This is a genomic window from Aeromonas allosaccharophila (genome assembly GCF_016026615.1).
Taxonomy (GTDB): domain Bacteria; phylum Pseudomonadota; class Gammaproteobacteria; order Enterobacterales; family Aeromonadaceae; genus Aeromonas; species Aeromonas allosaccharophila.
This window is the reverse complement of record NZ_CP065745.1, coordinates 691221-709129: the sequence shown is the minus strand read 5'-3', so window position 1 is coordinate 709129 and position 17909 is coordinate 691221. Positions and strand designations below refer to the sequence as shown.

Below are 17909 nucleotides of genomic sequence, written 5' to 3'. Positions count from 1 at the left end.
TGGATCAGTGATGAGCCCATTCGACCGTGTTCAGATCGACGCCGTCTTTGTACATCTCCCACAGGGGGGACATCTCGCGCAGACGACCGATGGAGTCACGAATAAGCTTGACCGCGTAGTCAATCTCTTCCTCGGTGGTAAAGCGACCGATGCTGAAACGGATGGAGCTGTGTGCCAGCTCGTCGTTCAGACCCAGTGCGCGCAGCACATAGGAGGGTTCCAGGCTGGCAGAGGTACAGGCCGAGCCGGAAGAGACCGCCAAATCTTTCAGCGCCATGATGAGGGATTCCCCTTCCACATAGGCAAAGCTGACGTTGAGGTTGCCGCAGACGCGATGTTCCAGATCACCGTTGAGGTAAACGGCTTCGATATCCTTGAGGCCATCCCACAGACGCTGACGCAGTGCCATGACACGCTCACCCTCGCTGACCATCTCTTCCTTGGCGATGCGGAAGGCTTCGCCCATACCGACGATTTGGTGAGTCGGCAGAGTGCCGGAACGCATGCCGCGCTCGTGACCACCACCGTGCATCTGGGCTTCAATACGCACGCGCGGTTTACGACGAACATAGAGCGCGCCGATCCCTTTCGGGCCATAAATTTTGTGGGCGGAGAGAGAAAGCAGGTCAATCTTCATCGCTTCGACGTCGATCTCTACCTTGCCAACGCTCTGGGCGGCATCCACGTGCAGCAGGATCTTGCGGGAGCGGCACAGTTCGCCCAGCCCCTTGATATCCTGGATCACGCCAATTTCGTTGTTCACATGCATCAGGCTCACCAGAATGGTGTCATCACGCATGGCATTCTCGATCATCTCGAGCGTAAACAGACCGTTGGGCATCGGCTCGAGGTAGGTCACTTCGAACCCTTCACGCTCCAACTGACGGCAGGTATCGAGTACCGCTTTATGTTCGGTCTTGGAGGTGATGATGTGCTTGCCCTTGCTGGCATAGAAGTGGGCAACACCTTTGATGGCCAGGTTATTGGATTCGGTCGCACCGGAGGTGAAGACGATCTCGCGGGGATCGGCACCGATCAGCTCTGCCACTTGATTACGGGCCAGATCTACCGCCTCTTCGGCCTGCCAGCCAAAACGGTGAGAACGGGAAGCCGGATTGCCGAACAGGCCATCCATGGTGAGACACTGCATCATTTTTTCTGCGACACGCGGGTCCACCGGACAGGTTGCCGAATAATCAAGGTAAATAGGCAGTTTCATGTTTTTCTCCGTCACAGTCCGGGTCATACAGAATCCCGCTGTGGAAAGCACGTTTATAGTTGGACTTTCAAGCTCACATCGCCGTGTTCTGCCCGTTCAACCAGGGACAACACGGTCTTCATTTGTTCATCTTGCTTGCCGGCAATCCGGCGCACATCGGCCTGGCGTACCAGCTCGGCCAGGGTGATATCTCCGAGGAAGCTGGAAATCCGCTCGCTCAGATCACGCCACAGGGAGTGCGTCAGGCACTGGGTACCGCCGTGGCAGCCGCCCTTTCCAAGACACTTGGTGGCATCGACCGACTCATCGACCGCGGTGATCACCTGGCCAACCGAAATCTCGTCAGGGGCCAACCCGAGGCGATAACCACCGCCCGGGCCACGCACGCTGCTCACCAAACCATGTTTGCGCAGGCGGGCAAAGAGCTGCTCGAGATAGGACAACGAGATGCCCTGGCGCTCGGAAATATCGGCAAGGGGGACGGGCCCCTGCTCTGCATGCAGCGCCACGTCGAGCATGGCGGTTACAGCGTAACGTCCTTTTGAAGTCAGTCTCATGTGCCTTACCGTCTTGCGAAGCAATTTAATGGGGCACATGGTCACATACCCGACCAAATCAGTCAAGTATATGGTTGAGTAAATCAGTCGGATTAATCCGGTACGCGCGCTTTCTGCACCGAGGTCAAAATCCCGCGCAGAATGTTGAGCTCTGCCGCTTCCGGCCGTGCCCGATTGAACAAGCGACGCAACTTGCTCATCACATGACCCGGATGGTCATCGGCAATAAAACCGGTCTTCATCAGGGTTTGCTCCAGGTGCTGATAGAACCCTTCCAGCTGGGCAGCACTCGGATAGGCCATCTCATCTTCAGGCTCGACAGCCTGCCCCTGCAGCCAGCGCATACGCACTTCGTAACAGAGGGTCTGCACCGCCATGGCCAGATTGAGAGAGCTGTAATCAGGATTGGCCGGAATGGCCACGTGGTAGTGGCACTTTTGCAATTCGTCGTTAGTGAGACCGGTGCGTTCACGGCCAAACACCAGCGCGACCGGGTGTTGTATCCCCTCAACCACCGCCTTCTCGCCGGCTTCACGGGGGTCAAGCATCGGCCAGCTCAGGGTGCGGGAGCGGGCGCTGGTGCCAATCACCAGGCCACAATCGGCGATCGCGTCGTCCAGCGTCGGGACGATACGGGCATTGGCAAGCACATCGCTGGCACCTGCCGCCAGGGCGAAGGCATTGTCATCCGGCAAGGCTTGCGGATCAACCAATACCAGTTGGGTCAACCCCATGGTCTTCATGGCACGCGCCGCAGACCCCATGTTGCCGGTATGAGAGGTGTTTACCAAAACGATACGAATCTGATCCAACATGCCCAGTCAATCTTCAGTCAAAAATAGCGCGCAATTGTAACATAGGAGAACGCTATTTTGGCACCGTAAAAGCCGAGCCATTTCAGAACAAAACCGTCTGTTTGTATAACAAACCAGCATGAGGGAAGTGAGAGAGAGAAACTAAACTTGATGGATATCCGGTTAACGGCACAGGAGACACAACGCCATGCTTCCTCCCTTTATCTATGAGAGATTGCCCAGCCTCTACCTGCTGATGGCTATTGCCATCATTATGTTAGGTGAACAGCCCCTGCTCTGGTTTGCAGGCGCCTTGTTGTTTATCGCCGGGGCCGTGACCTGGATGATGCGCTCCAGTTACCGGCGTACCGACCTGATTATCTTTCCGAGCAAACGCTGGCTGCAGCCGGAGTGGCTGTATGAAGCGCAGCCCTTCATCTGGCTGGCTGCGGGGCTGGCCATGTCACAACTGCCCGCCCCTGCGGCACTCATCGCCTTGGTACCCTGTCTGTGGGCCTGTCGTTGCCTCTGGGCACGGCACCATTATCGCCGCCATGCCCACGGGGTGATTGTCCACTTAAGACGGGATCCCGCTCGGCGCCGCCTGCACCGGAGCCTGCGCTGACTCGGTGCGGGCGCGTTCGATAAACGTCGCCAGATCCATCAGGGGATACTTCATCAGGCTCGGCAAGCCATCGAGATCCAGACTGTCCATCAGGTTTTTCACCTCAAGACCCAGTTCGGTATCCCCTTCGATCTTCAGCTTGCGCTGGAAAAAGAGCGAATCCGGATCCTCTTTGCGACCGGCAATCAGAATAAGGTCGTTGGCGGTGCCGCTGAAGCAGACATCGGCCTTGTCACACTCGCGCGCCACCACCAACTGGCCGTTCTGCTCACTGATAAACCAGCACAGCTCCAGATCAGAGACGTCGACTTTCAGCCACTTGTCTGCCAGAAACGCGAAATCGCCATCTGCGATGGCCTCTTTGAAGACCCTGGCCAGCAAACTCTCCATCAGCTGCTTTTGCAGATTGAAGGGAACCAGCTTGAGGGGATGGCGCAAGAAGCGCGGAGCCTGTTCGACCAGGCGGCGTTGCAATTGTTGAAACACGATAGACTCCCTTTTTTGCGCATTCAAACACAGGGAGAGTGGCAAGATCCTGTAGGAAATCAAACTTGTGCAGGGTTACCTCAAGAAGGGTAAAGCCACACAAAGCTGCCTCAGGTCAAAAAGCGGGAGTGCATGGCTGCATACAATCAGGGCTCGTTTGCCCTTCATATGCACTCTCGGAGCGTACCAATGGAATTACTCTGTCCGGCAGGCAGTTTGCCGGCACTGAAAACCGCCGTGGATAACGGGGCCGATGCCGTTTATATCGGTTTCAAGGATGACACCAATGCCCGCCACTTTGCCGGTCTCAACTTTACTGACAGCAAACTGGAGAAGGCGGTGGATTATGTGCATCAACATGGTCGCAAACTGCATATTGCCATCAACACCTTTGCCCATCCCGGGGCCGATGCTCGATGGAAACAGGCGGTTGATCGCGGGGTGGCCCTCGGTGCCGATGCCCTGATCATCGCCGATCTGGCCGTGCTGGACTATGCCAGCCGCCACTATCCCGAGATGGAACTCCATGTCTCGGTGCAAGCCAGCGCCACCAATGCCGCCGCCATTCGCTTCTATCAGCAGCAATTCAATGTCAAACGGGTGGTGCTGCCCCGGGTGCTCTCCATGCATCAGGTCAAACAGCTGGCCCGCGAGACCGACGTTGGCCTCGAGGTGTTCGCCTTTGGCAGCCTCTGCATCATGGCCGAGGGGCGCTGCTATCTCTCCTCCTACATGACGGGCGAGAGCCCCAACACGGTCGGCGCCTGCTCACCGGCCAAGTTCGTCCGTTGGGAAGAGACCCCGAATGGCCTCGAGTCACGGCTCAACGAGGTGCTGATCGACCGCTACGGCCCGGGTGAAAATGCCGGTTATCCGACTCTGTGCAAGGGGCGTTTCGATGTGGATGGCCAGACCTACCACGCGCTGGAAGAGCCGACCAGTCTCAATACCCTTGGCCTGTTGCCCGAGCTGTTCCAGACCGGGATCCAGTCGGTCAAAATTGAAGGGCGCCAGCGCAGCCCCGCCTATGTAGAGCAGGTGACCCGTGTCTGGCGTGCGGCCATCGATGCCTATCAAGCCAATCCCGAGGCCTATCAGGTCAAGCCTGAGTGGGATGCCCAGCTCGCCCGCGTCTCCGAAGGTAGCCAGACTACCCTCGGCGCCTACCATCGCCAGTGGCAATAAGGAGTCCACCCATGCAATTTTCTCTCGGGCCTCTGCTCTTCTACTGGCCCAAAGCCGATACCGAAGCCTTTTACCATGCCGCGGCCGACAGCCAGGCCGACATCATCTATCTGGGGGAGACCGTCTGCAGCAAGCGACGCGAACTGAAAGTCGATGACTGGATTGCGCTGGCCCGTCAGGTCGCCAGCTCCGGCAAGCAGGTAGTGCTCTCGACCCTCGCCCTCATCTCTGCCCCTTCCGAACTCAAGGAGGTGAAGCGGCTGGTCGACAACGGCGAGCTGCTGGTCGAAGCCAACGATCTCGGTACGGTACAACTCGCCCGGGAGGCAGGGATCCCGTTTGTCTGTGGCCCCGCCATCAACGCCTATAACGCCGATGTGCTGCGCATGCTGCTCAAACAGGGGATGCAGCGCTGGGTGATGCCGGTGGAGCTCTCCCGTGACTGGCTGATCCAGCTCAATCAGGATCTGGGGTCCCTGCGCGACCAGTTCGAGGTGGAGGTGTTTGCCTACGGCCATCTGCCGCTCGCCTACTCGGCGCGCTGCTTCACCGCCCGCTCCCTCGACAAGCCCAAGGACAACTGCGAGCTCGCCTGCATCAACTACCCCACCGGACGGCTGGCCAACAGCCGCGAGGGGCAGCGGGTGTTCAATCTCAACGGGATCCAGACCCAGTCCGGCTACTGCTACAACCTGGGCAACGAGCTGGCAGGCATGGAAGGTCTGGTGGATGTGGTCAGACTCTCACCACAAGGGATGGAGACGCTGGAGATGCTGGCCCGCTTCAAGGCTAACCAGCAGGGCAATCATCCCCTCGTTCTGCAGCAGGATCGCGATTGCAACGGCTACTGGCGCCAGATCCCTGGCATGAGTCTGGTGGAATAAGCCCGCCATTCGCCCAACAAAAAGGCCTCATCGCGAGGCCTTTTTTACAACGATAACGCAGTGGATCAGGAGGGCTGATCACTCTTGCTGCGGGCGCTCTGGGCGCCTGGCGGCAAGGGTTTGCGCGCCATCAGCTCCAGCTCCAGCAGCGCATAGCGGTGCTCGATAAAGTCGTAGACGTTGTTGGAGAGGGCCAGCTTGAAGTAACTGATGGCTTCCTTGCGGTTGCCTTTGCCCAGCTCGAACTTGCCCAGATAGAAGTAGGTTTCGCACAGGCGCTCGGCGAGCTCCCGGTTATCCTTCACCCCTTTCACCACGTTGCCCATCAGCTGGGAAGCATTGATCTCGCCGATATAAAGGCGCACCAGATCCCAGTTCCAGGCATCGTCATCGTACTTGTTGAGACGCTCGCGCATCCGGCTCATGGCTGCCGACGGGTCGAGTTTCTGCTCGGCCAGATAGAGCCAGATCACCCGATAGGGATCTTCCGGCTGCGCCTCGTAGAAACGCTTCATGTCGGCCGCGGCCAGCTCGGGACGATTGCCGTAATAGAGGGCGATGCCACGGTTGAGATAGGCATAGTCATAGTCCGGCGCCAGTTCGAGGGCGGAATCGAACGCATCATAGGCTTCATCGTAATTCTGCTGCTGTACCAGATAGACGCCGATGAAGTTGTAGGCTTCGGCGAAATCCGGCTTCTCCCGCAGGGCACGGTTGAAATCGAGCCGCGCGAGGGAACGCAGACCAACCCGATCAAACACCACGGCACGCTCATAGAACAACTCTGCCCGTTGTTCGGTGGTCAGTTCCATTTCACTGAGCATCTGCCCGAGTCGCGCCAACGCCAGCTCGCTTTGGTAGGAGACCTGCAGGGGGGTCGCCAAAACCAGTGAAGCAGGCTGCGGCTTGGGAACCTTGGGGGTGTTAACCTGACTGCTACTGCTGCAACCCCACATGGGAAGCAACAACAGGATACCAAGGAGGTATCCAATCCCTTTCCTGACGTTCAATGAACACTCCGACGCTTACGCTTGACCCCGCATATGGTAAAGGTCAACTGCCACTTTGTCATGTAGCTGTGCCCCTCTACCTCAAATAAATCAGGATTCGACAGGGTATCCGGCCTCCAGCCAACCGCGAAAACCGCCGTCTACGCTGATCACCTTGCGATAACCCATCTGTTGCAGGTTGTCCGCTGCCAGAATGGAGCGAAAACCACCGCCACAATAGAGGTAGAGCTCGGTCTCGGGATCCGGGAACAGGGTCTCGATATCCCGCTCGATCACCCCACGGCCAAGATAACGGGCGCCGGGCAGGTGGCCCTTGGCCCACTCGCTCTCTTCCCGCACGTCGATCAGCTGAAACGTGCGCCCTTCATCCTGCCAGCGCTTGATCTGGTGAACATCGGTTTCGGTGACACGGGAGCGGATCCCGTCAACCAGCGCCAAAAAACGGGGATTGTGATGCATGACAAACTCCTGTTGTTTGAATCATGTGCGTCAGCAAACGACACGCAGAGATAAGAAAAGAGCGCCATCAGGCGCTCTTCACTGTTACGGCAGGATTTCCTGTTGGTCCGCACCCTCTTTCTCTACCTGGGTCGGCAGCATGTGCTCGCGCTTGACGCCGAGGAACATGGCAAACGAACTCGCCACATAGATGGAGGAGTAGGTACCGAACGCCACACCGATCACCATGGCCACGGCAAAGCCGTGGATCAGCGCACCGCCCTTGAGCAGCAGCGCCAGCACCACGATAAAGGTGAGGCCGGAGGTGATGATGGTACGGCTCAGGGTCTCGGTCATGGAGAGATCGAGAATGTAGTCGGTATCCCCTTTACGCACCTTGCGGAAGTTCTCCCGCAGGCGGTCGAACACCACTATGGTATCGTTCAGGGAGTAACCCACCAGGGTCATCAACGCCGCCAGCACGGTCAGGTCGAACTCGTACTGGAAGTAGGCGAACACGCCCAGGGTGATCACCACGTCGTGCACCAGAGAGAGAATACCCCCCAGCGCCAGACGCCACTCGAAGCGCACCGCCACATAGGCCAGGATACAGAGGATGGAGGCCAGCATGGCCAGCGCACCGTCTGTCGCCAGTTCATCACCCACGGAAGGGCCGACAAACTCGACGCGTTTGAGCACAGCGCCCTCGTCAAGCAGCTTGGCCGCCGCCAGCACTTCGTTACCCTGTTGTTCTACCTTGACCCCCTCTTTCGGGGTCAGGCGGAACAGCACGTCACGGCTGGAGCCAAAGTGTTGCAGGGTTGCCCCTTCAATCTTCTGCTCTTCCAGTGCGTCGTGGATCTTGTCCAGGCTCACCGACTGCTGGAACCCCACCTCGATGGTGGTACCACCGGTAAAGTCCAGACCCCAGTTCAGACCCCGATCAAACAGGAAGAACAGGGCAATCACCATCAGCACGGAAGAGAAAACCACACCCGGCTTGGCATAGCGCATAAACGGGATCGGTTTTTCAAAATGTAGAATCTGAAACATCTCTCTATCCTCAGATGGGCAGCTTGTCGATGCGCCGTCCACCCCAAGCCAGGTTGATAATGGCACGGGAAACTGTGATGGCAGTAAACATGGAGGCGGTCAGACCAATGCCCAGCGTCAGGGCAAAGCCCTTGATGGCGCCAGTACCGATACCGAACAGGATCACGCACGTGATCAGCGAGGTAACGTTCGAGTCGGCGATGGTGGAGAATGCCCGATCAAAGCCCAGATGGATGGCTTGCTGAACACCGCGACCGTTGCGGATCTCTTCACGAATACGCTCGTAGATCAGCACGTTGGCATCCACCGCCATACCCAGCGTCAGCACGATACCGGCGATACCCGGCAGGGTCATGGTGGCGCCCGGGATCATCGACATGATGCCGACAATCAACACCAGGTTCATACAGAGCGCCAGGTTGGCGACCCAGCCGAACGCGCGGTAGTAGATCCCCATGAACAGCACGATCACCAGCATGGCCCAGCCGATGGCTTCCATACCGCTGTCGATGTTCTGTTGACCCAGGCTCGGGCCAATGGTGCGCTCTTCCACGATCTGGATCGGGGCGATCAGGGCACCGGCACGCAGCAGCAGCGCCAGGTTGTGGGCTTCGTTGGCGTTGTCGATACCGGTGATACGGAACTGGCTGCCAAGGCGCGACTGGATGGTGGCGACGTTGATCACCTCCTCCTGCTTGCGGAACTTGCGCTTGCCATCCGGACCAGGCTGACCGACCGGCTTGTACTCGATGAAGACGGTCGCCATCCCTTTACCCACGTTGTCCTTGGTAAAGTTGGCCATCTTGTTGCCACCCTGGCCATCAAGCTTGATGTTGACCTGGGGACGGCTGTACTCGTCGAAACCGGACTGGGCACCCACGATGTGGTCACCGGTCAGGATCACCCGCTTTTGCAGCACTACAGGACGACCGTTGCGATCGCTGTAGAGCTTGGAGCTGGGCGGGACACGACCATCGGCAGCGGCTTGAATATCAGCCGCCTCATCCACCATGTGGAATTCCAGGGTCGCGGTGGCACCCAGGATCTCCTTGGCGCGGGCGGTATCCTGAATACCGGGCAGTTCAACAACAATGCGCTCGGCACCTTGCTGTTGTACCAGCGGCTCGGCCACACCCAGTTCGTTGACCCGGTTACGGATGATGGTGATGTTCTGCTCGAGGGCGTACTTCTTCACTTCCTTGATCTTGGCTTCGCTCAGACCGGCCAGCAGGATGAACTCATCCCCCTTCTGCTCGGTGGTGAAGGTCAAATCAGGGTTCTGACGACGCAGATGAGAAACAGCGCGTTCCTGATCCGCTTCATCACGGAAGATCACCTGCACCAGATCGCCGGTCCGGCGCACGCCGGAGTAACGGATCTTCTGGTTGCGCAGCTCGGTGCGGAAATCCTGCACCATCTGCTCTTGCTGCTTGGTCAGTGCTTCGGCCATGTCCACTTCCATCAGGAAGTGCACACCACCGCGCAGATCAAGACCCAGCTTCAGAGGCGCCGCACCGATGGCTTCGAGCCAGGCGGGAGTGGAAGGTGCCAGGTTGAGTGCGGTAATGAAGTTGTCGCCCAGCTTGCTGGCAACAATATCGCGCGCCTTGAGCTGGTCTTCGGTGTTCTTGAAACGGATCAGGATAAAACCGTGCTCGAATGCAGCATGTTTGACCGGGATCTTGGCCGTTTCAAGGGTCTCTTTCACCAGGTCAAGGGTATCTAGCTTGACTTCGGCACCACGGCTGGCAGAGACCTGCAAGGCCGGATCTTCGCCGTAAAGATTGGGGGCTGCATATAGAAAACCGATGGCGATCACGAAGACCACCATCAGGTATTTCCACAGCGGATAGCGATTCAACACGCTGTGCTCCTTGGGAGATTAAAGGGACTGGATAGAACCCTTGGGCAGAACGGCGGAGACGAAGTCTTTCTTGATGGTGACTTGAGTCTGGTCGTTCAGGGCGATCACCAGGTAATCGCTATCGGCAGCCACTTTGGCAATCTTGCCAACCAGGCCACCGGAAGTGAGCACTTCGTCACCCTTGGACAAGGAGGTCATCAGATTGCGGTGATCCTTGGCGCGTTTGGCCTGGGGACGATAGATCATGAAGTAGAAGATCAGGCCAAACACGGCCAGCATGATGATCATTTCCATACCACCACCCTGTGCACCCGGAACTGCGCCTTCTGCATACGCCTTGGAGATAATGCTCATTTAACAACCTCTTGTTTTGATGTAGATTTGATAAAAAACTTATATATCGTTGTTATTTCACGTCTTTTTCAGCTAGCGGAGGCACAGGCTTCCCTTGCCGACGGTAAAACTCTGTTACAAAGTCGTCTAATTTACCCTGCTCGATCGCGTCCCGCAAACCTTGCATCACACGCTGGTAGTAACGCAGGTTATGAATCGTATTCAGACGGGCACCGAGGATCTCGTTGCACTTGTCCAGATGATACAGATAGCTGCGGGTGTAATTCTTGCAGGTGTAGCAATCGCAATCGGCATCCAGGGTGCTGGTGTCGTTGCGATACTTGGCATTGCGGATCTTCACTACGCCATCGGTGGTGAACAGGTGGCCGTTGCGGGCGTTGCGGGTCGGCATCACGCAGTCGAACATGTCGATACCGCGGCGCACCCCTTCCACCAGATCTTCCGGCTTGCCAACACCCATCAGGTAACGCGGCTTGTCGGCCGGAATTTTCGGGCAGACGTGCTCGAGGATGCGGTGCATATCCTCTTTGGGCTCACCCACCGCCAGACCGCCGACCGCATAACCGTCGAAGCCGATCTCCAGCAGGCCGTTGAGGGAGACATCCCGCAGATCTTCGTAGACCGAGCCCTGAATGATGCCGAACAGGGCGTTTTTGTTGCCCAGCGCATCAAACTTGTCGCGGGAGCGCTTGCCCCAGCGCAGGGACATCTCCATCGACTTGCGCGCTTCTTCGTAAGTCGCCGGATAAGGCGTGCACTCGTCAAAGATCATCACGATGTCGGAGCCCAGATCGTACTGGATCTCCATGGATTTCTCGGGGTCGAGGAAGATCTTCTCGCCATTGATGGGGTGACGGAAGTGGACGCCCGCTTCGGTGATCTTGCGAATGTCGCCCAGGCTGAATACCTGGAAACCACCGGAGTCGGTCAGGATCGGGCCCTGCCAGTTCATGAAGTCGTGCAGATCGCCGTGAGCGCGCATCACTTCCTGACCCGGGCGCAGCCAGAGGTGGAAGGTGTTACCCAGCAGGATCTGGGCACCGGACTCACGCACCTCTTCAGGGGTCATCCCCTTGACGGTGCCGTACGTCCCGACCGGCATAAAGGCCGGCGTTTGTACCACGCCACGTTCGAACACCAGTTGACCGCGACGGGCACGGCCGTCGGTGGTTTTCAGTTCAAATTTCATTGCTACCTCGGCTGCGTCAGATAAACAGTCTGACAATAGGAGGGCCGCTCACGGCCCGGTAAATACGCTGAAGCTTATGCTTCAGCCTGGCGACGGGTGACGAACATGGCGTCCCCATAGCTGAAGAAACGGTAATTTTCGGCCACGGCAGCCTGATAGGCCGCCATCACGTGGTCATAACCGGCAAAGGCGCTGACCAGCATGATCAGGGTCGACTCCGGCAGGTGGAAGTTGGTGACCATGGCATCGACAATCTGGAACTGGTAGCCAGGGAAGATGAAGATGTCGGTGTCACTGAAGAATGGCGCCAACGGTTTGCCCTGCGCCAGGGTGACTTTGGCCGCACTCTCCAGCGAACGCACTGACGTAGTTCCCACCGCGATCACCCGGCCACCACGGGCACGGGTTGCCGCGATGGCATCCACCACCTCTTGCGGCACTTCTGCATACTCGGAGTGCATGTGGTGATCTTCAATCTTCTCCACCCGCACCGGCTGGAAGGTCCCTGCCCCTACATGCAGGGTCACGAAGGCCGTTTCAACCCCTTTGGCCCGAATTTTCTCAAGCAGCGGCTCATCAAAGTGCAGACCGGCGGTCGGCGCGGCAACGGCGCCGGGCTTCTGATTGTAAACGGTCTGGTAACGCTCCTTGTCGGCATCCTCGTCGGGACGGTCGATATAGGGGGGCAGCGGCATGTGACCGATGGCCTCCAAAATCTCCAGCACCGGACGCGGGTCGAGGAAGTGGATCTCGAACAGGGCGTCGTGGCGGGCACGCATCTCTGCCTCCACGCCACCATCCATGATCATCCGGGTGCCCGGTTTGGGCGCCTTGGAGGCACGGACATGGGCCAGCACGCTGTGCGGGTCCAGAATACGCTCCACCAGTACCTCCAGCTTGCCGCCGCTAGCCTTCTGGCCAAACATGCGTGCCGGAATGACACGGGTGTTGTTGAATACCAGCAGGTCACCGGGGTTGAGCTGGTCCAGCACATCGACAAATTGACCGTGGTGCAGGGCGCCAGTTTGACCATCGAGCTGCAACAGGCGGCTGGCGGTACGCTCTGCCATCGGATAGCGGGCAATCAGCTCGTCTGGCAGATCAAAATGAAAATCGGATACTTGCATCTTTCACCTCGGGGGGAATCGGCGGCTAGTCTAGTTATCCCCATCTTCCAAGGCAACCCAAAAGACCAAAAACCCAAGAGAGACAAGGGATAGCGAGCAATATTGAGACACGCCTCCGGTTAATGATTCTTTAATGATCTGTATTGACCCTGATCATGTTTTGCCAGTGGTGGCTGGGCTAGGGTGAAAGCAGATACACAAGGAGGCCCACCATGATGACCCTATCCGAAATCATGACCGAACATCCCTTCACTCTGGGTCCGGAAAACAGTGTCAAACAGGCGATGGATCTGATGCAGCAGGAGCGGATCCGCCACATTCCCATCGTCGACGAGCAGCACCACTTGTTGGGGCTGGTGACCCTTACCGATATCCTGGCCACCCGCGAATCCAAACTGTTGCTGATCAATCCGGAGCGGGAAGCCGAGTTCACCGACAGCGTGCAACTCGACGAGATCATGACCCGCCAGGTAGCGAGTGTGGATCCCCATGCCGGTATCAAGGAGGCGGCACTCTACCTGCAGCGGCACAAATATGGCTGCCTGCCGGTACTCAAAGGACGCAAGCTGATCGGCATTGTCACCGAGTCAGACTTTATTGCCGTGGCCATCAACTTGCTGGAATTGATGGAAGAGCAGGAGCCACCCACCGACTTTTGATTGCCATTTCTGTAATTAAATTACAATAAAAGCGTTTTCAGCCGTCAAAATAGGCTGAAATTATGAAACACTTTCATTTTGATTGAAAAATTACACCAAATGCTTGCCTTGTGATCTATGTCACACTATTATCCCCCTCATGCAATAGTTGCCGAGGGGGAGACGAGGGATTGTGCACCCATTATCTTCCTCTCATATGTCTGCAAGTTTGCACACCCCGTAGTTAGTCTTTGCTGTAAAGCATTTGTTTATATAGCCATTCCTTGTTTGATGACCCGGCCCTGTCGTTACGATAGCGCCGGGATTTTTTTATCCGCGTTTTCTGCTCCCCCTTGTCAGCACATCCCCATCGCTGCGAGCAGCACCCTCAACCTCCTGCGCCACCTGTTTGCTCCACCGTTTATCTCATCGCGGCTGCACACGGCTTGCCATCCCTTGAAAAGGCGATGTACCGCACAGATATTGAACCACGACAAGGAGTTATCTCTGTACGCCAGAGATATTCATGTTAGGTACAGCCATAGTGAGTTATCTAATAAGTAGATTTAAGCGATTCAAAATTGCGGCTTTTATCGATTAACCAAAGCCCCTATGATGAATCCATCGAACGTTAAACGCCTGGTCCGGACAGACTCTTCAACACCAGACAGGCATATGTACATCACCAAGGAGCTAATACATGTCTACCTACATCAACACTGAAATCAAGCCGTTCAACGCCACCGCCTACCACAATGGCAAATTCGTTCAGGTGTCTGACGCTGACCTGAAAGGCAAGTGGTCCGTGGTGTTCTTCTACCCGGCTGATTTCACCTTCGTCTGCCCGACCGAGCTGGGCGACCTGGCTGACAACTACGCTGAATTCCAGAAGCTGGGCGTCGAGATCTACTCTGTCTCTACCGACACCCACTTCACCCACAAAGCGTGGCACGACACTTCTGACACCATCCAGAAGATCCAGTACCCGATGATTGGTGACCCGACCGGTACCATCACCCGCAACTTCGGTGTGATGATCGAAGAAGCCGGTCTGGCTGACCGCGGGACCTTCGTGATTGACCCGCAGGGCATCATCCAGATCGTCGAGATCAACGCTGGCGGCATCGGTCGTGACGCTCTGGAACTGCTGCGCAAGGTCAAAGCCGCTCAGTACGTTGCCGCTCACCCGGGTGAAGTGTGCCCGGCTAAATGGAAAGAAGGCGACGCCACTCTGGCCCCGTCCCTGGATCTGGTAGGCAAGATCTAAGCCTCCCGCTTCCAAGACCGGCCCGCTTCAGGGCCGGTCTGCTTTCCGGCCCGGTTAAATGCGCCGGTCAGCGCTCCGGCCTGCGTTAAATGTGCCGGTCACCTTTCCGGCTCAAATTTCACGCCGACCCGCAATCACAAGAAGGAATTCGAAGATGTTGGATACCAACCTCAAACAACAGCTGAACACCTATCTGCAGTACATCGTCAATCCCATCGAGATCAGCGTGTCCGGCAACGACAGCGACAAATCTGCAGAGCTGCTGGCACTGGCCAGCGAGATCGCCGAGATGTCCCCCAAGATCACCCAGACCTCTGGCACTGCCGCTCGCAAGCCTTCCATGAGTGTCGCGGCACAGGGCCAAGCCCCGCGCGTTCACTTTGCCGGCATCCCCATGGGTCATGAATTTACCTCTCTGGTGCTCGCCCTGCTGCAAAGCGGCGGCCACCCGTCCAAGGCCGATGCGGCCGTGCAGGAGCAGATCCGCAATCTCAAGGGCGAGTTCCACTTCGAGACCTATATCTCCCTCTCCTGCCACAACTGCCCGGACGTGGTGCAGGCGCTGAACCTGATGGCGACCCTGAACCCCGGCATCACTCACACCATGATCGACGGCGCCCTGTTCCAGGAAGAGGTCGCTGAACGTCAAATCATGGCAGTACCGAATGTTTACTTGAACGGTCAACCGTTCAGCCAGGGCCGCATCTCGCTGGAAGAGATCGTCGCCAAGCTCGACACCGGTGCCAGCGATCGCAAAGCCGCCGAGCTGAATGAGAAAGATCCCTACGACGTGCTGGTGGTGGGCGGTGGCCCGGCTGGCGCCGCAGCGGCCATCTATGCCGCTCGCAAAGGCATTCGCACCGCCATCGTCGCCGAGCGTTTCGGTGGTCAGGTAATGGACACCGTCGGCATCGAGAACTTTATCTCCGTGCCCTATACCGAAGGCCCCAAACTGGCTGCCAGCCTGGAGCAACACGTCAAGCAGTACGGCGTGGAAGTGATCACCGAACAGCGTGCCGCCGCCATCAGCAAAGATGGCTATGTGAATGTGGATCTCGCCTCCGGCGCCACCCTGAAGAGCCGCGCCGTGATCCTGGCAACCGGTGCCCGCTGGCGCGACCTGAACGTACCGGGCGAGCTCGAGTACCGCACCAAGGGCGTGGCCTACTGCCCGCACTGTGATGGCCCCTTCTTCAAGGGCAAGCGAGTGGCGGTGATCGGTGGTGGTAACTCCGGCATCGAGGCAGCCATCGACCTGGCTGGCATCGTCGAGCATGTGACCGTGGTGGAGTTTGCCGATACCCTGCGTGCCGATGAAGTGCTGCAGAAGAAGGCTCGCTCCATGGGCAATATCGACATCATCATGAGCGCTCGCACCACCGAAGTGATCGGTGACGGCAGCAAGGTGGTCGGCATGGATTACGAAGATCGCACCACCGGTGAGATCAAGCACCTGGCGGTAGCTGGCATCTTCGTCCAGATCGGTCTGGTGCCGAATACCGAGTTCCTCAAAGGGAGCGAGATTGCACTGACCCGCTTTGGCGAGATCGAGATCGATACCAAGGGCGCGACCTCCCTGCCCGGCGTCTACGCCGCAGGGGATGCCACCACGGTACCGTTCAAGCAGATCATCATCTCCATGGGTGCCGGCGCCACCGCCGCACTGGGTGCGTTTGATTACCTCATCCGTAACCCGGCGCCGGAAGCAACCAAGGCTGACGCCATTACCGCCTGATAAACCCCGCTTAACAAAAAGCCGACGCCCGGTGAAGTAAACACGAGCGTCGGCTTTTTTACATCTGCATTGATGTGCAATAAAAACCCCGCAGCAAATGGCGGGGTTGTTCATGACTGGACTTAAACGATGGGCATCACTCCAGCAAGAAAACAGCCTCGATATTATCGCTTACCGTGATCTGCTGTTGTTGATAGCTGTTGTCCGCCATATCCGGCGCGGGGGCAGCCATCCCCATGGCCTGCACCGCCTTCAGGTTGCGGCTGTAGGCGGTGATGGGCGAAGCGTTGCGGTACTCCACACTGTACACCTTGCCAAGCTTCATTCCGAACGCCTTGGCCAAAGATTCAGCCTTGGTTTTGGCGTCCTCAACGGCATTCAGACGAGCTTGCTCCTTGATAACTTGCGGCGATTTCAACCCGTACTCAATCTGGGATACGGACTCCAGCCCGGCTTTGAGAGCGGTATCCATCAAGGGGCTCAATTTATCCAGTTGATAGAGTTTGACCGCCAATTGCCGCTGAGCACGGTATCCCAGCAATACCGGCTTCTTGTTCTCGCCATACTGATATTCCGGAGAGACCATCAGGTTGCCAGCCTCAACATCGCTGCGTTTGATCCCCAGCCCTTCCAGTTGGCTGAAAAAGGCTGCGACCTTGGTATCAACCTGCTGCTTGGCCTTGAGGCCCTGCTTATCCAGTGCAGTCACCGCCACATTGAGAGTGAGCATATCGGGTTCGGTCTTTTGCTCGGCATAACCGCTCACCACCAGATGGGGCGCTTGCGGCACTTCAATCGCCAGCAGCGGAGCACTGACAACCAGAGCGGAAAGAGTAAGAAGGGGACGCCACATAGAAAAAAACCTCAATCGGAAAGATTGAGGTCATTATGCCCGTGCCGCTACGGGATTCATATATCGTGCAAGGGAGGGATCTGATCCAGTATCTGATTGGTCAGATCGAGGCTGATGGTGACCATGCTGCCGGGATCCTGGCTCTGGCTTGCCATATCCAGCGCCGGAGGTGTGCCACAGACCAATACCTCATCATCGAAATGGAACGAGTCCCACGACAGAACGTGTCCTTGCACCGCCTGTCCGATATTGGTGCCACCACTCTCCTCCTCCATCGCAGACCAGGCGATGGTATCAGACGGCCCCAGCAAATCATGCAACAACGGAGAGTGAAAACTGGCCAGCGGATACTCCTGCTGACCCTGATCATGGCCCACAAGAATCATGCTATGGGCAGACTCGGTATCCATGGCCGGCACATAAGTGATAGAGGCAGCAGCAAAGTCAACATAGAGCGAGCCCGCTACATCACCGGCCTCATTCTCAATCTCCATCCCATCCAGCCGGTCACCCGCGATCGATGCCTGATAGCCAAACTGGCCTGCGCAGGTAATGGTTCCCTGCCCATCCCAGCTATAACGGATACCATCAATGTCGACCCAGTTGAATGACTGCATGACGCCCCTCTCCT

At 57.4% G+C, this 17909-nt stretch carries 19 protein-coding genes; 6 read left to right on the top strand and 13 right to left on the bottom strand.

The window, feature by feature from the left end; translation table 11 throughout:
* Nucleotides 1-4 precede the first annotated feature (4 nt).
* The 3 genes from I6G90_RS03175 to trmJ all read right to left on the bottom strand — a co-directional run bounded on the left by I6G90_RS03175 (nucleotide 5) and on the right by trmJ (nucleotide 2591).
* A complete protein-coding gene (locus I6G90_RS03175) occupies nucleotides 5-1219 on the bottom strand; it encodes an IscS subfamily cysteine desulfurase (protein WP_197929708.1) in 1215 nt (404 codons plus the stop codon).
* A 53-nt stretch (nucleotides 1220-1272) separates the two neighbouring features.
* A complete protein-coding gene (iscR, locus tag I6G90_RS03170) occupies nucleotides 1273-1776 on the bottom strand; it encodes a Fe-S cluster assembly transcriptional regulator IscR (RefSeq protein ID WP_042063444.1) in 504 nt (167 codons plus the stop codon).
* Between the two features lie 92 nt (nucleotides 1777-1868).
* Nucleotides 1869-2591 (bottom strand): tRNA (cytosine(32)/uridine(32)-2'-O)-methyltransferase TrmJ, encoded by a 723-nt coding sequence (gene trmJ / locus I6G90_RS03165; RefSeq protein WP_197929706.1) that lies wholly within the window; start codon nucleotides 2589-2591, stop codon nucleotides 1869-1871.
* A 187-nt stretch (nucleotides 2592-2778) separates the two neighbouring features.
* Here trmJ and I6G90_RS03160 point away from each other — a divergent pair, with 187 nt between their 5' ends.
* Nucleotides 2779-3195, top strand: coding sequence for a hypothetical protein (locus tag I6G90_RS03160; protein ID WP_111808403.1), 417 nt, complete (start codon nucleotides 2779-2781; stop codon nucleotides 3193-3195).
* Here the strand turns inward: I6G90_RS03160 and ubiT are convergent.
* Nucleotides 3148-3681: a ubiquinone anaerobic biosynthesis accessory factor UbiT gene (gene ubiT, locus I6G90_RS03155; protein ID WP_139406249.1), complete on the bottom strand. Its 534-nt coding sequence runs from the start codon at nucleotides 3679-3681 to the stop codon at nucleotides 3148-3150. The genes I6G90_RS03160 and ubiT overlap by 48 nt on opposite strands.
* Nucleotides 3682-3870: 189 nt before the next feature.
* Between ubiT and ubiU the strand changes: the two genes are divergently transcribed.
* Together ubiU and I6G90_RS03145 are read left to right on the top strand one after the other, a co-directional pair.
* Nucleotides 3871-4866: a ubiquinone anaerobic biosynthesis protein UbiU gene (gene ubiU / locus I6G90_RS03150; protein WP_139406247.1), complete on the top strand. Its 996-nt coding sequence runs from the start codon at nucleotides 3871-3873 to the stop codon at nucleotides 4864-4866.
* Between the two features lie 11 nt (nucleotides 4867-4877).
* The gene (locus I6G90_RS03145; protein ID WP_197929704.1) at nucleotides 4878-5750 is read left to right on the top strand and encodes a U32 family peptidase; all 873 of its coding nucleotides are present in this window, start codon (nucleotides 4878-4880) and stop codon (nucleotides 5748-5750) included.
* A 65-nt stretch (nucleotides 5751-5815) separates the two neighbouring features.
* Here the strand turns inward: I6G90_RS03145 and nlpI are convergent, their stop codons facing one another.
* The 7 genes from nlpI to queA all read right to left on the bottom strand — a co-directional run bounded on the left by nlpI (nucleotide 5816) and on the right by queA (nucleotide 12785).
* The gene (nlpI, locus tag I6G90_RS03140) at nucleotides 5816-6760 is read right to left on the bottom strand and encodes a lipoprotein NlpI (RefSeq protein ID WP_287867858.1); all 945 of its coding nucleotides are present in this window, start codon (nucleotides 6758-6760) and stop codon (nucleotides 5816-5818) included.
* A gap of 90 nt (nucleotides 6761-6850) precedes the next feature.
* The gene (locus I6G90_RS03135; protein WP_075112702.1) at nucleotides 6851-7219 is read right to left on the bottom strand and encodes a rhodanese-like domain-containing protein; all 369 of its coding nucleotides are present in this window, start codon (nucleotides 7217-7219) and stop codon (nucleotides 6851-6853) included.
* An 84-nt stretch (nucleotides 7220-7303) separates the two neighbouring features.
* On the bottom strand, nucleotides 7304-8251 hold the full coding sequence (gene secF, locus I6G90_RS03130) for a protein translocase subunit SecF (RefSeq protein ID WP_042656348.1): 948 nt from the start codon (nucleotides 8249-8251) through the stop codon (nucleotides 7304-7306).
* A gap of 10 nt (nucleotides 8252-8261) precedes the next feature.
* Nucleotides 8262-10115 (bottom strand): protein translocase subunit SecD, encoded by a 1854-nt coding sequence (gene secD / locus I6G90_RS03125; protein WP_197929702.1) that lies wholly within the window; start codon nucleotides 10113-10115, stop codon nucleotides 8262-8264.
* Nucleotides 10116-10133: 18 nt separating this feature from the next.
* On the bottom strand, nucleotides 10134-10469 hold the full coding sequence (yajC, locus tag I6G90_RS03120; protein WP_042063375.1) for a preprotein translocase subunit YajC: 336 nt from the start codon (nucleotides 10467-10469) through the stop codon (nucleotides 10134-10136).
* Between the two features lie 52 nt (nucleotides 10470-10521).
* Nucleotides 10522-11658: a tRNA guanosine(34) transglycosylase Tgt gene (gene tgt, locus I6G90_RS03115; RefSeq protein WP_042063376.1), complete on the bottom strand. Its 1137-nt coding sequence runs from the start codon at nucleotides 11656-11658 to the stop codon at nucleotides 10522-10524.
* Nucleotides 11659-11732: 74 nt separating this feature from the next.
* On the bottom strand, nucleotides 11733-12785 hold the full coding sequence (gene queA / locus I6G90_RS03110) for a tRNA preQ1(34) S-adenosylmethionine ribosyltransferase-isomerase QueA (RefSeq protein WP_197929700.1): 1053 nt from the start codon (nucleotides 12783-12785) through the stop codon (nucleotides 11733-11735).
* 212 nt (nucleotides 12786-12997) lie between these two features.
* Between queA and I6G90_RS03105 the strand changes: the two genes are divergently transcribed.
* The 3 genes from I6G90_RS03105 (at nucleotide 12998) to ahpF (ending at nucleotide 16425) form a co-directional block, all read left to right on the top strand.
* Nucleotides 12998-13444 (top strand): CBS domain-containing protein, encoded by a 447-nt coding sequence (locus I6G90_RS03105; RefSeq protein WP_042656350.1) that lies wholly within the window; start codon nucleotides 12998-13000, stop codon nucleotides 13442-13444.
* Nucleotides 13445-14123: 679 nt separating this feature from the next.
* Nucleotides 14124-14690 (top strand): alkyl hydroperoxide reductase subunit C, encoded by a 567-nt coding sequence (ahpC, locus tag I6G90_RS03100; RefSeq protein ID WP_011705621.1) that lies wholly within the window; start codon nucleotides 14124-14126, stop codon nucleotides 14688-14690.
* Nucleotides 14691-14844: 154 nt separating this feature from the next.
* Entirely contained in the window at nucleotides 14845-16425 is a 1581-nt protein-coding gene (gene ahpF, locus I6G90_RS03095; RefSeq protein ID WP_197929698.1) for an alkyl hydroperoxide reductase subunit F, read from the top strand.
* A gap of 136 nt (nucleotides 16426-16561) precedes the next feature.
* Here the strand turns inward: ahpF and I6G90_RS03090 are convergent, their stop codons facing one another.
* Both I6G90_RS03090 and I6G90_RS03085 read right to left on the bottom strand, forming a co-directional pair.
* Nucleotides 16562-17278, bottom strand: a complete 717-nt coding sequence (locus tag I6G90_RS03090; RefSeq protein ID WP_058053769.1) for an SIMPL domain-containing protein — start codon at nucleotides 17276-17278, stop codon at nucleotides 16562-16564.
* 56 nt (nucleotides 17279-17334) lie between these two features.
* Complete coding sequence (locus I6G90_RS03085; RefSeq protein ID WP_197929696.1) at nucleotides 17335-17895, bottom strand: hypothetical protein; 561 nt, start codon at nucleotides 17893-17895, stop codon at nucleotides 17335-17337.
* Nucleotides 17896-17909: the final 14 nt, after the last annotated feature.